Below are 12,569 nucleotides of genomic sequence, written 5' to 3' on the forward strand. Positions count from 1 at the left end.
CGGGGCGCGTCAGCCCGGCTTCGGCGGGTTCCGCGCGTCGAAGGCGAAGAGGGTGTTGTTGTCGGCGGCCACGACCACCGCCCGCCCGGCGAGGGTCACGCGGGGGCTCGCGCCCTGCTCGCCGGTGAGCCCGTCGGCCTGCGGGTCCGTGGACCACAGGATCTTCCCGTTCTCCGGGTCCAGCGCCACGACCCGCCCGGTGGGCGAGCTGAAGTAGAGCGCCCCTTCCCCGGCGGTGGGCCCGGAGGCGCCCTCCACCGCCGTCTGCCGCGCCCACTTCTCGCGGCCGGTCACGGGGTCGAGCGCGGTGATCCGCCCGGTCGCCCCGCTCACGTGGACGACGCCACCGGCCATCCCGGGCGTCCCCGCGTACGTGTCCTTGAGACGGGCGTACGCGACCTCGTGGGAGGCCGGGTCTACGCGCGCGATCCCGTCGTAGCCGGTGATGGCCGGGCCCTCCCAGTGCTCCTGGAGGAGGACGAGTGCGCCGTCCGCGTCGCCCGCCACGACGGCCGGGCCCTTGACGGCGACGGGCCGGCCCAGCTTCCCGGAGGCCCGGTCGAGCGGGTGCACGACGGGGTTGCTCACCTTCGACTCGGCGAGTTCCGCGTCGGGGGCGCACATCGCGAGGGGGCGGCTCCCGGCCAGGACGGGGGCGCAGCGCGTCCCCGAGGGGAACGGTGTCGCCCAGGTGACCTCGCCGCTGCGCGCGTTCCGGGCCTCCAGGCGGGAGTTGGCCGCGTCGACCATGAGGACGGCGGAGCCGGACACGACGGCGTCCTGGTTCCGGCCGGTGACCGCCGTGGACTGGGCGCCGGTCGGTGCGGACCACAGCTCGCGGCCGCTCTCGGCGTCGAGGGCGACGACCTCGCTCTGGGGGTCCTGGGGGGCGTCCTCGGCGGCGAAGCGGTAGCCGACCACCGTGTCGTCGGTGGCCCCGACCAGGGAGGCGCCGTGTACGGGGACGCCCGGGCTCTTCGCCGTCCACGCGCGCGAGCCGTCGCGGGCGTCGACGCGGGCCGCGACGACGCCGCCGCCCCCGCAGAAGAGCGCCTCGCCCCGTGCGACGCACCGCAGTTCGTCGGGGATGTCCGCGCGGCCGCCCGCCACGGTCTTGTGCCACGGTGTGAAGCCCTCGGGCAGCGAGGCGCCCGGCTCGGCCACGTTCCCGGCCTTGTCGCCGCCGTCTCCCCCGGCCCGGTCGCCGGACTGGAGCGCGGCCACGCCGCCGGCGATGGCCGCCACCGCGACCGCCGCCGCGAAGACGGGCCGCCACCGGTTCCGCAGCCGGCGGCCGACGGAGGTGCCGGTGTCGGCCGTGCCGGCTTCGGCCACGGCGGTGGGCACCGGGGTGGGCAGCGCGTCGTGGTGCTGGGTGATCACGTCGCGGGTACGCCCCGCCCGCGTCCCGGTGGGTCCGGCCCCGCCGAGGTCCGCCGGCAGGTCCCGCAGGAGGACGAGGAGGTCGTCGGCGGAGGGACGGCCCGCCGGTTCCTTGTCCAGGCACGACCCGACGACCGTACGCAGCGCCTCGGGCACGGCCCCCAGCGAGGGCTCCTCGTGCACCACCTGGTACGCCGTCATGTACGGGCTGTCCGCGTCGAAGGGCCCGCTGCCGGTGGCCGCGTACACCAGCAGCGTCCCCAGCGAGAAGATGTCGGAGGCGGGCCCCACCCCGCGCGGCGCCTGCAACTGCTCCGGCGACATGAAGGGCGGCGTCCCGATGACCCGGCCCGTCATCGTCAGGGTCTGCTGGTCGGCGGCGCGCGAGATGCCGAAGTCGATGACGCGCGGGCCCTCGGCCGAGAGCACGACGTTGGAGGGCTTCAGGTCGCGGTGGACGACACCGACGCGGTGGATGTCACGCAGCGCCTCCGCCAGCCCGATGGCCAGCCTCCGCAGCTCCACGCCGTCCAGTGGTCCGGCAGCGGCGATGTGCTCGGCGAGGGTCGCCCCCTCGATGTACGTCGTCGCCATCCAGGGCTGCTCGGCCTCGGGGGCGGCGTCGACCACGGCGGCGGTGAACGCGCCGCTGACCCGCCGCGCCGCGGCCACCTCCTGCCGGAAGCGGATGCGGAACTCCTCGTCCCCCGCGAACTGCTGGTGGATCAGCTTGATCGCGACGGGCCGCCCCGAGCTCGTCCGGGCCAGGAAGACCGTGCCCATTCCCCCCGACCCGAGCCGCGCCTCGAGCGGATAGCCACCGATCTCGGCCGGGTCACTTCCGCGCAGCGACACTCTTCCGGAACTCCCCTCCCCCGGGCATCTCTGCCACCACGGGGCCGCGTACCTATCTCGCCCCAAACTAGCCGGAGCGCGATCCCCGCGGGCAACGCGGGTGGGGCGGGGCCGGCTCCCGGCCCTCTCGCCGAGCGGTGGAGGTCAGGGCACGCCCGTCCCCGCAAGCCCGCAGTCGCCGCACTTCGTCCCGTTCGGCGCGCGGTAGTACAGGCAGCAGCTGCGGCGGCGGAAGCCGAGGCCGGGGCCGGTCGTCGCACCGGTGCCCCGCAGGTGCCCGGTGTCCAGCAGGCGCCCGGTGAGGGCGGTGAGGGCCTCGCGTGCGGCGGGGTCGGCGGCCAGCAGGGCGCGGGCCGCCTCCACCAGGGCCGAGGCGGAGTTCCCGTCCAGCAGGCGCGGGGCGACCTTGACCCGCAGGCCCTCGGCCAGCGCCCGGAGTTGCCGCGTCACCTGCGCGTACAGGGCGGGTGCGGCGAGGTCGCCCAGCGCGTCGGCGTACCAGCCGGCCGCCCTCGGCAGCCGCAGCGCCGGTCCGTCGTCGGCCCGCTGGAGGCCGTCGAGGTCGAGCACGATCCCGTGCCGGACGGCGGTGGCGAGGACGGGCGACCAGAGCCGGGCGGCGTGACCGAGCTGGGCGATGGAGACACCGACGCGCGGCTCGTCGGTGCGGTGGCGGCGCGCGACCGCCTCGGCAAGGTCGGTGATGCTCGCCGAGGAACGGGCGAGCGGCTGCCAGCCCCGGTCGGGGCCGCCCACGCGCACCACGAAGAAGCCGCCGAGGCGGGCCACCTCGGAGAGGGCGTCGGCCACGGCTCCGGCCGGGGCGCGGGCGGCGTCGGGCAGGCGTACGGCACGTGGTCCGGTCACGACGGCGTACGCCGTCGCGGGGGCGTGACGATGTAAAGGTCGAGGATGTCCGGCAGCGGAGCGACGCCGGGGCCGCCGGCGCGGGCCCAGGCGGCTATGTCCTCCGTGGCGTCCAGGTCGTTGACCAGCCCGAACCAGACCGGCCGGGCACCGGCGGCCCGCCCCTCGGCCGAGGGCTGGACCACGATGACGTTGGCCTGCTCGCACACGTCGAGGCATGCGGAGACCCGGACCGGCACCAGGGCGCGCAGGCGCGCGGTCTGGGCGGCGTGGTCGACCCCGGTGATCTTGGGGGTGCCGCAGCAGCAGTCCCGGCAGACGACGACGCGGCAGGGCACCGGCTCGCGGCCGGGTGGGACGGGGGCGATGTCGGCGGGCACGCGGCATCGTTCCTCTCTCCGGGGAGATCCGCCCCGGTCAACCGTCGAGGAGGCGACCGCGTGAGTCTCCTGGCTCTCGGCTCGCCGCCCGCTCCGCGCCTTCCCACCCGGCAGGGCAGTGGCATCTGCGGAACGTGCTCGCCGATCACAGTGGCGGGACCGCGCCGGATTTCCACCGGCTTCCTCGTCCGCCGTCGCCTGTTTGCCGGGCCATCCTTCCATCCGGCGCGGCAGACCGTCCGCCAGGGCCCCCGGCCTTCGCGACCTTGGCGGAAACGGCCGGGAAGATGGGCACGAGTTGGCAGCCGTCACTAATTGATGGACTCAGCGTCAGCGCCAGTCTCCGTATCGCCACCCCGGCAGCTGATCAACCGGCGCCCAACTGGCCGACCGCGACCAGCGGATGCCCGTTCTCGCAGCACCCGGTGCCCGTCACGACGAGATCCTCACGCCGGCCGCCCGCGACTTCGGGGGCCGGCTGACCGCGACCTTCACCGGCCCCCGGCAGGGCACTGCTCCGGGCACGGAGGACCGGAGCGGGGAGATCCGTCGGCCCGCCTGACCGCCGCACCGCCGTGCGGGCCCTGGCCTCCGGGGCCAACGTCCGGGTGGCGGTCTTCGAGGACGGCACCACCCCCGCCCCACCTGGGCCCACATCATCAGCGGCCAGCTCACCCTGCTCGACGCCGCCCGCCGCACCGACCGACTACGATGTACACATCGTTCACATCACGAAGGGAATGTGAACTCTGCACCCATAAGGACGACCCATGGCCAGGACCAACGCCTACCACCACGGCGACCTGCGCGCCGCCTGCCTGCGGGCCGCGCGCGAACTCCTGGAGGAGGACGGCGGCGCCGGCCTCTCCCTGCGCGCGGTCGCCCGGCGCGCTGGGGTGTCGGCGACGGCGCCCTACCGCCACTACGCGGACCGCGAGGCGCTGGTCTCCGCCGTCGCGGCCGAGGGCTACCGCGAACTCGCCGAGCACCTGGCCCAGGCCCACCCCGCTCCCTCGACCCCCGACGAACTGGCCGCGGTCGCCGTCGCGTACGTGCGGTTCGCACTGGACCACCCGGCCCTGTTCCGCGCGATGTTCGCCGAGCCCTGCGACCCGACCAGCGAGGAACGGGTCGCCGCGACCAACGCCATCCACGAGTACGTCCGCTCCGTCGTCCGCACCACCTTCCCGGGGGCCGACACGGAGGCCCTGTCCACCACGGTCTGGGCGCTCGTCCACGGCCTCGCCTTCCTCCACCTCGACGGCAAACTCGACGCCTCCACGCCCGAGGCCGTCACCACCCAGGTGACGACGGCCGTCCACGCCCTGTCCGACACCGCCCCGGCACTCCACCCCGAGACCCGGCGGTAGCCGCGGGCGGGCGAGCGCCGGGCGAGCGCCACCCCGGCGGCCCGGCCGGCCCGCACTCCCCATCCGGGAGCCAATGTCATTGGTCGATGACATCCATTGACGGCAACGGCGCCCAGGCAGAACTCCCACGTCGTGGCCGTCGTACTGCCGCCCGGTCGCCGCTCCGCCTCCGCGGCGGCGGAGCCGGTCGTGACCCGGCATCCCGCACCGCGGGCACGGACGGCCGAGGTCCCGTCGGGTATCGCCCGGCGCGATCACCGGCACTGAACCGCGAGCCGGAACGGAACGGACCAGCCATTGGCCGCACCCTCGGGCCCCTCGCGGGGCAGGAAGCGCGACGCGGACGCCAGCCGGGCCGCGCTGCTGGAAGCCGCGCGCGAACTGTTCGGCCGGCACGGCTACGAGGCGGTGACGCTGGCGGGACATCGGCGAGCGCGCCGGGGCGGACGGCTCGCTGGTCGCCCGGTACTTCGGCAGCAAGGCCGCCCCGTACCGGTCCGCCGTCACCGAGGAGAGCCGCGAGGGGGCGGCCTCCCCGGAACCCGCCGACCTGGCCTCGTTCACCGCCTACGCCCTCGACCGGGCCGACCGGCGAGGCGCCCCCGAGGCGCGCGCCTCCGCGGCCGAGGAGATGCGGGCCCGCCTGGTCGCCCCGCTCGCCGCCCGGCTGGCCGGGGAGGGGGCCGAGGACCCGGACGCCCGTGCCGAGGTACTGGTCTCCTGCCTGGCCGGCGTCATCGCCCTGCGCTCCAGCGGCCTCTTCCCCCACCTGGCCACCCTGAGCCCCGAGACGATCGGCGCCATGCTGGAATCCGCGGCCCTGGCACAGGCCCCGGAGACCGCCGGGTAACTCCGGCCCGGCCCCTGGCGCACCCTGCGGGGCGACAGTTGACGGTGCCGATGGTCTAGGCCAAACCCCTCCGTCCCCCTATCCTCAACCGTGGCCAGTGACCCACCGATCCCCCACCCGGTTGCGTACTGGCTCGGGCCCCACGCACGCAGCTCCACCCGAGCAGCCAGGTGAACTCCCCCCATGTCGCCGCCTCCAGGAGGCCACGGTGAACGTTCGCACCAGATGCTCCGCCGTCATCGGCACCCTCTGCCTCGTCGCATCCGTGGCCCTGGCCACGGCATCGGCCGACGAGCCCGACACACCGGTCCAGCCGGACGCGGTCACCCTCACGGATGTGGCCAAGGCACAGAACCCGACCGCCGGCGCCGCCGGTCCGGACGACACCGTGTGGATCGCGGAACGCGCGGGCACCGTACGGGTCCTGGACGGTGAAGGCCTGAGCGACCCGGTGCTCGACATCTCCGACCAGACCACGACGGACGGCGAACGCGGCCTGCTGGGCATCGCGTTCGACGAGAGCCTCGCGCACTTCTACCTCTCGTACACCGACCTCGAAGGCACCAGCACCGTCGAGGAGTTCGCCGTGGAGGACGGCGCCGTCCAGCCCGACAGCCGGCGCACCGTCCTCACCCAGGAACAGCCGTACTCCAACCACAACGGCGGGGCCATCACCTTCGGCCCCGACGGCTACCTCTACATCGCGCTGGGCGACGGCGGTTCGGGCGGCGACCCGCACGGCAACGGACAGAACCTGGACACCCTGCTCGGCAAGATCCTGCGGATCGACCCGAGCGGCGGCGACCCGTACGCGATCCCGGCCGACAACCCCTTCGTGGACGACCCGGAGGCCCGGGACGAGATCTGGGCGTACGGACTCCGCAACCCCTGGCGGTTCTCCTTCGACAAGGGCACGGGCGACCTGCTGATCGGCGATGTCGGGCAGAGCGACTGGGAGGAGATCGACTGGGCCCCGGCCGGCAGCACGGGCGGCGAGAACTACGGCTGGTCCTCGATGGAGGGCAACCACCCCTTCCGGGGCGGCACCGAGCCCGCCAACCACGTCCCGCCGGTCCACGAGTACGACCGCAGCGGCCTCGGCTGCTCGGTGACCGGTGGCTACGTCTACCGTGGCGAGGCGCTGCCGGAACTCCAGGGGCAGTACGTGTTCAGCGACTACTGCGACGGAACGATCCGCACCCTGCAGATCGAGAACGGCGAGGTGACCGGCGAGGGCGACCTCGGCGTCAGCGGCGGCGAGGTCATCTCGTTCGCCGAGTCCGGCGACGGTGAGCTGTACGTCCTCAACATCGGCGGCGAGATCCAGCGCATCGACCCCGCGTAGGACCGAGCGGCCCGGCGACTGCCCGGCGGGGACCGGAGGGAAGAGCTTTCCCGCCGGTCCCTGCCGGGCTACGGCGCGTCCGTCAGGACCTCCGTCTCGAAGCCCATGTGCAGCCGCCGGGTGTGGTCGACCGTGCGCACCGGCCCGGTCAGCGTGACCCGGGCCGCGAGGCGCGTGTCGGTGCTCGACGCGCCCAGCCGCAGTTCGAGAGCGCCCGGCTCGACGATCCGGTGGCCGTCGCGGCCGGTGAAGGAGGCGAGATCCGCCGGGACCGTCATCCGCACCCTGGCCGCCTCCGCCGGCCGGAGGTCGAGACGTACGTACCCGATGAGGCGCCGCACCGGCTGGACCACGGAGGCGACCGGGTCGTGCAGATAGACCTGGACCACCTCCGTCCCCTCCCGCCCGCCGGTGTTGCGGACCGTGCAGGAGAGGGCGAACTCGCCGTCGGTGGGCGCTTGTTCCCGCTCCACGACGAGGTCGCTCCACGCGAAGGTGGTGTACGTCAGGCCGTGGCCGAAGCCGAAGGCCGGGGTCGGGTCGACGTGGGACACCTCGCTGGCGTGGCCCAGCCGTGCCGCCAGATAGGTGGAGGGCTGGGAGCCGGGGTGGCGCGGCACGCTGACGGGCAGTCGGCCGGAGGGTGCGGTGCGGCCGCTGAGCACCGAGGCGACGGCCCGCGTCCCTTCCTCGCCGGGGAAGAACGCCTGCACCACGGCGGCGGCCTCGTCCGCCGCGCGCCCGAGGGCGTAGGGGCGTCCGGCGAGCAGGGTGACGACGACGGGGGTGCCCGTGTCGAGCAGGGCGTCGAGCAACTGCTGCTGGACTCCGGGGAGTTCCAGGTCCTCCGCGTCGCAGCCCTCCCCGCTCGTGCCGCGCCCGAAGAGGCCGGCCCGGTCGCCGAGCACGGCGATCACGAGGTCGGCGCCTTCGGCCAGGGCGAGGGCCTCGCCGAAGCCGTGGGTGGCCGTGCCGTCGAGTTCGGCGCCCGGGGCGGTGACGATCTCGCTGTGCGGGAACTCGGCCGCCAGCGCCTCGCGCAGCGTGGGCAGGGCGATGCCGAGCGGGGTGCCGGGGTGCCGGCTTCCCACGTGGACGGGGAAGGAGTAGCAGCCGAGGACGGCGGTGGGGGTGTCGGCGTTGGGCCCGACGAGGGCGATGCGGGCGGGGGCTCCGGCGGGCGGGTCCGCCGCCAGGGGCAGGGTGCCGTCGTTGCGCAGGAGGACGACGGCCTCCTCGGCGACGCGGCGGGCGAGCGCGCGGTTCTCCTCCGTGTCGAGACGGACGGTGCCGCGCAACTCCTGCGGGTCGGCGCCCTCCACGTCCGCCAGCGCCGGGGGCACCGGGCTCCACTCCGCGTCCAGCAGCCCGAGCTGCGCCTTCTGGACCAGTACGCGGCGTACCGCACGGTCCACCAGGGCCTCGGGGACGAGGCCCTCGGCGAGCGCGTCGGCCAGCGGACGGCCGAAGGTCTTCACGGTCGGCAGTTCCACGTCCACGCCCGCGCCGAGTGCGGCGGCGGCCGCTTCCCCGTAGCTCCCGGCCACGCCGTGCAGCGTCTTCAGGAAGGCGATGCCGAAGTAGTCCGCCACCACGGTCCCTCCGAAGCCCCAGGTGTCGCGGAGCAGGCCGGTCAGGAGCGGGCCGTCGGCGGCGGAGGGGATGCCGTCGGTGTCGGTGTAGGCGTGCATGACGGACCGTACGCCGCTCTCCCGGACGGCCATCTCGAACGGGGGCAGGATGATGTCGGCCCGCTCCCGCGCGCCCATACCGACGGGGGCGAGGTTGCGGCCCGCGCGGGAGGCGGAGTACCCGGCGAAGTGCTTGAGCGTGGCGACGACCCCGGCCGACTCCAGTCCCCGCACGTAGGCGGTGGCGACCGTTCCCACCAGGTACGGGTCCTCGCCGATCGTCTCCTCGACGCGGCCCCACCGGGCGTCGCGTACGACGTCGAGGACGGGGGCGAGCCCTTGGTGCACGCCGACGGAGCGCAGGTCCCGGCCGATCGCGGCGGCCATCTCCCCGACCAGCTCCGGGTGGAAGGTGGCGCCCCAGGAGAGCGGCACCGGGTAGGCGGTCGCGCCCCAGGTGGCGAAGCCCGCGAGGCATTCCTCGTGGGCGAGGGCCGGGATGCCGAACCGGTTGGCGCCGGTGATCCGCTCCTGGCTGCGCGCCAGCGAGAGGGCGCCCACGGCCGGGTCGACCGGGGCCGTACCGAACGGGCGGGTCAGCTGGCCGAGGCCGTGCGGAAGCAGCGCGTCGAGGTCGACGGGCTCCTCCATGTCGTGCTGGAACGGGGCGACTTCGCCACCCTCGTCGGAGGCGCCCACCCAGACGCCGACGAGCTGGGCGGTCTTCTCCTGGAGGGTCATGGCGGCGAGCAGGGCGTCGGCCCTGGCCTCGGGGGTGAGGGTGGTGTCGTGCCAGGGCCCGGTCGGGCGGTCCGTGGCCGCCGGCGGTGTCCCGGTTCCGGCGTTGTCGATGTTGGCGGTCACTTTCCTCCTACCCCCATCAGCCCCTGCACCAGGGACCGGCGAGCGAACAGGTAGACGAGCAGGATGGGGAGCATGGACAGGACGACGGCGGCGAGCAGGCCGGGGGTGTCGACCCCGTGTTCGGTCTGGAACTCGTAGAGCCCCAGGGTGATCACCTTGGTCTCGGCCGACTGCGTCAGGACGAGGGGGAACAGGAAGCCGTTCCACGCCTGGAGGGCGGAGAAGACGACGATGGTCGAGAGTCCGCTCCGGGACAGGGGCAGCACCAGTTGGAAGAAGACGCGGCGCGGCGAGGCCCCGTCGACCGTCATCGCCTCGTACAGGTCCGGGGTGATGTCCCGCATCACCCCCGACAGGATCAGGGCGCTGACCGGCATGGCGAAGGCGGCGGTCGGCAGGATGACGCCGATGAGGCTGTCGTAGAGACCGGCCTCGCTGATGACGAAGAACATCGGGACGATGACGGCCTGCGAGGGGATCGCCAGCCCCAGGAGGAACAGCCGGAAGACCGTGGTGGTGGCGCGGCCCCGGCTCCTGACGATGGTGTACGCCAGCGGCGGGACGAGCAGGAGGACGATGCCCACCACGCAGACGGTGACGACGAGGGTGTTGAGGAAGTACTGCGCGAAGCCGCTGTCGAGGACGTCGAGGTAGTTGTCGAGCGTGAAGCGCTCGGGGAGGGCCAGCGGGCCGTTGGCCGCGTAGTCGGGGCGCGACTGGAACGTGGCGACGAGCATCACGTACAGCGGCAGGCCCACGACCAGCAGCCAGAGCAGCGAACCGAAACCGGCGAGGTGGTTCGGACGGGTCTTGCTCACAGCCCCTCCATCGTGCTGCGCATCTTGTCGTAGCCCGAGAGCCGCACCACGATCAGGGAGATGACCGTGGAGACGAGGACCAGGAGCAGGGCGACGGCGGAGGCCGCTCCGTAGTCGAAGCTCTTGAACGCCTTCTGGTACATGTAGTACGCGCTGATGGTGGTGTCGCTGCCCGGTCCGCCCTGGGTCAGGATGAGCACGGTGTCGAAGGTGGTGAGTCCGCCGACCACCATCAGGATCACCGAGGTGATGAGCGCGTTGCGCAGCTGCGGCAGGGTGATGTGGAAGAACTGCCGGACGGTGCCGGCGCCGTCGATCTGCGCCGCCTGGTAGAGGACCTGCGGTATCGCCCGGGCCGCGCCCTGGTAGATCAGCGTGTGCAGGGGCGTGAACTGCCAGGTGCTGACGAAGACCAGGACGCCGATCGCGGTGGCCTGCGACCCGAACAGGTTGCCGTCGCCGAAGAGCCAGGTGGCGTGCGCGGGCACCCCGAGGTTGGGGTCGAGGACGGCTCGCCACAGCACGGAGACGGCGGCGATGGAGAGCAGCATCGGGAGGAAGTAGACGGCGGACAGGACGGCCCGGTTGCGCTGGCGCCCCGCCGCCCAGACGCCGAGCAGGATGCTCAACGGGGTCTGGACGAGGACCCCGAGCCCGGTGAGCAGGACGCTCAGCCAGAGGCTCTTGACCATGACGGGGTCGTCGAGCAGCGTCCTCCAGTTGTCGAGGCCGGCGAACCGCGGGCCGCTGAGCCCGTCCCACTCGGCGAAGGAGAGGACGGCGACCATGACGAGCGGGACGACGGCGAAGAGGCCGAAGAAGACGGCGGCGGGGACCGCCCAGAGAAATCCCGGGCGGGCCGGTCCGGCGGGGGTCGCGGTTCGGGTCATGGGGTCGGCAGCGCCTGCATGGCCGCGATGAAGGCGTCCTCGTCCAGCGAGCCGTTGAAGAACTGCTGGAGCGCCTGGTACATCGAGGTGGCCGCCGACTGGGGGTACGCCTGGTCCCAGGAGAGCTGGAACGCGGGGGCTTCCTTGACCAGGTCGTACTGGAACTCGGCGAACTCGGGGCTGGCGGCGGTGTCCAGGAACTCCTCGGTGTTGGTCGTCGTCGGCAGGTTGCCGATGTCGAGCTGCGCCTTGACGAACTGGTCCGAGTACATGAGCTTCAGGAACTCGGCGACGGCCTTCGGGTGCTTCGTCCGCTTCAGCACGGAGTAGAAGTTGTTGGTGTTGCCGACGATGTTGGCCTGGTCGCCCTTGCCGCCTTCGACGGAGGGGAAGGCGCTGTACCCGAGGTCGTTCTCGGCGAACTCGGGGTGCGCGTCCTGCTGTGTCGAGTACTCCCACGAGCCCATCAGCTCGAAGGCGGCCTTGCCGGTCGCCAGGAGGGTGGCGGAGCCCTGGTCGGTGAACTTCACCGAGTCGTAGTTGGTGCCGAAGGCCCCGGCGTCCACGAGTTCCCTGATCTTGCCCAGCGCCTTGCGGCTGTCCGGGCTCGCCCAGACCTCCCGGTCGCCCGCGAGGGCCTTCTCGAAGAGCTCCGGGCCGGCGATGCGGTCGTAGAGGTACTCGAACCACATCAGCGTGGGCCACCGGTCGCCGCCGCCCAGCGCGATCGGGGTGACGCCCTCGGACTTCAGCGCCTTGACCGCCGCGAGCAGGTCGCCCCAGGTCTCGGGGGGTTCGACGCCCGCCTTCTTCAGGACCTTGTCGTTGTGGAACAGCAGCACGGGCTGCGTCCCGCGCATGGGGACCCCGTAGGAGGCGCCGTCGATCACCGCGCTGTTGAAGACGGAGGGCAGGAACTTCTCCTTGAGGGCGGGGTCCTCCTCGATGAAGGGGTCCAGCGGGAGCAGCAGATCCGCGTCGACGAACGGCTTGATGCTGCCGCCGCCCCAGTTGAAGAAGACGTCGGGCGCCTGCTTGCTGTTGATGATCGTCTGGAGTTTGGCCTGGTAGTCGGCGCCCGGGATGGTGTCCAGGACCGCCTTCACCTTCGAGGTCTTGTTGAAGGTGGCGACGAGCTCCTTCTCCACCTTGTTCGCCGCGTCCCCGTAGACCAGGACGTGGATGGTGTCGCCGGCGGCCGCACCGGAGTCCGCCCCGCACCCGGACAGGGGCAACACCAGGGCCAGCGCGGCAGCACCGACGACGACGGTCCGCGAGAACCGTGCGCGTTGTCTCATGACCCACCCTTCGAAACC

Annotated in this window: 10 protein-coding genes, 1 pseudogene and 1 riboswitch; of the genes and pseudogenes, 4 read left to right on the plus strand and 7 right to left on the minus strand. The window is 73.2% G+C overall.

Annotated elements, in window-relative coordinates; all coding sequences use genetic code 11:
* Window positions 1-9: 9 nt before the first annotated feature.
* From OIM89_RS01475 to OIM89_RS01485, 3 genes are all read right to left on the minus strand, one after another.
* Complete coding sequence (locus tag OIM89_RS01475) at window positions 10-2,238, minus strand: protein kinase domain-containing protein (protein WP_264490899.1); 2,229 nt, start codon at window positions 2,236-2,238, stop codon at window positions 10-12.
* 144 nt (window positions 2,239-2,382) lie between these two features.
* Window positions 2,383-3,105, minus strand: coding sequence for a (2Fe-2S)-binding protein (locus OIM89_RS01480; protein ID WP_151167445.1), 723 nt, complete (start codon window positions 3,103-3,105; stop codon window positions 2,383-2,385).
* The gene (locus tag OIM89_RS01485; RefSeq protein ID WP_047466743.1) at window positions 3,102-3,485 is read right to left on the minus strand and encodes a hypothetical protein; all 384 of its coding nucleotides are present in this window, start codon (window positions 3,483-3,485) and stop codon (window positions 3,102-3,104) included. The genes OIM89_RS01480 and OIM89_RS01485 overlap by 4 nt, the downstream gene beginning before the upstream one ends.
* Before the next feature lie 62 nt (window positions 3,486-3,547).
* A riboswitch (cobalamin riboswitch) is annotated at window positions 3,548-3,673 on the minus strand.
* Window positions 3,674-3,888: 215 nt separating this feature from the next.
* Between OIM89_RS01485 and OIM89_RS01490 the strand changes: the two are divergent.
* The 4 genes and pseudogenes from OIM89_RS01490 to OIM89_RS01505 all read left to right on the plus strand — a co-directional run.
* Window positions 3,889-4,176, plus strand: a pseudogene (locus OIM89_RS01490) (malate synthase A); the annotation flags it as partial.
* Window positions 4,177-4,255: 79 nt separating this feature from the next.
* Window positions 4,256-4,855 (plus strand): TetR/AcrR family transcriptional regulator, encoded by a 600-nt coding sequence (locus tag OIM89_RS01495; protein WP_030696915.1) that lies wholly within the window; start codon window positions 4,256-4,258, stop codon window positions 4,853-4,855.
* Window positions 4,856-5,486: 631 nt separating this feature from the next.
* The gene (locus OIM89_RS01500; protein WP_229359944.1) at window positions 5,487-5,705 is read left to right on the plus strand and encodes a hypothetical protein; all 219 of its coding nucleotides are present in this window, start codon (window positions 5,487-5,489) and stop codon (window positions 5,703-5,705) included.
* 208 nt (window positions 5,706-5,913) lie between these two features.
* Window positions 5,914-7,050 (plus strand): PQQ-dependent sugar dehydrogenase, encoded by a 1,137-nt coding sequence (locus tag OIM89_RS01505; RefSeq protein WP_030696917.1) that lies wholly within the window; start codon window positions 5,914-5,916, stop codon window positions 7,048-7,050.
* A gap of 68 nt (window positions 7,051-7,118) precedes the next feature.
* On the opposite strand, the gene OIM89_RS01510 is transcribed toward OIM89_RS01505, so the two are convergent.
* From OIM89_RS01510 to OIM89_RS01525, 4 genes are read right to left on the minus strand one after another with little or no spacing between them, the layout of a single operon-like run.
* Window positions 7,119-9,545: a beta-glucosidase gene (locus OIM89_RS01510; protein ID WP_195730037.1), complete on the minus strand. Its 2,427-nt coding sequence runs from the start codon at window positions 9,543-9,545 to the stop codon at window positions 7,119-7,121.
* Window positions 9,542-10,363 (minus strand): carbohydrate ABC transporter permease, encoded by an 822-nt coding sequence (locus OIM89_RS01515; RefSeq protein ID WP_030696919.1) that lies wholly within the window; start codon window positions 10,361-10,363, stop codon window positions 9,542-9,544. The genes OIM89_RS01510 and OIM89_RS01515 overlap by 4 nt, the downstream gene beginning before the upstream one ends.
* Window positions 10,360-11,253: a carbohydrate ABC transporter permease gene (locus tag OIM89_RS01520; RefSeq protein WP_047141959.1), complete on the minus strand. Its 894-nt coding sequence runs from the start codon at window positions 11,251-11,253 to the stop codon at window positions 10,360-10,362. Before OIM89_RS01520 ends, OIM89_RS01515 begins: the two co-directional genes overlap by 4 nt.
* Window positions 11,250-12,551 carry an ABC transporter substrate-binding protein gene (locus OIM89_RS01525; protein WP_030696921.1) on the minus strand — a complete coding sequence of 434 codons (1,302 nt, stop codon included), beginning with the start codon at window positions 12,549-12,551 and terminating at the stop codon, window positions 11,250-11,252. Before OIM89_RS01525 ends, OIM89_RS01520 begins: the two co-directional genes overlap by 4 nt.
* Window positions 12,552-12,569 lie beyond the last annotated feature (18 nt).

Source organism: Streptomyces sp. BI87, assembly GCF_025957665.1.
Lineage (GTDB): Bacteria > Actinomycetota > Actinomycetes > Streptomycetales > Streptomycetaceae > Streptomyces > Streptomyces albidoflavus.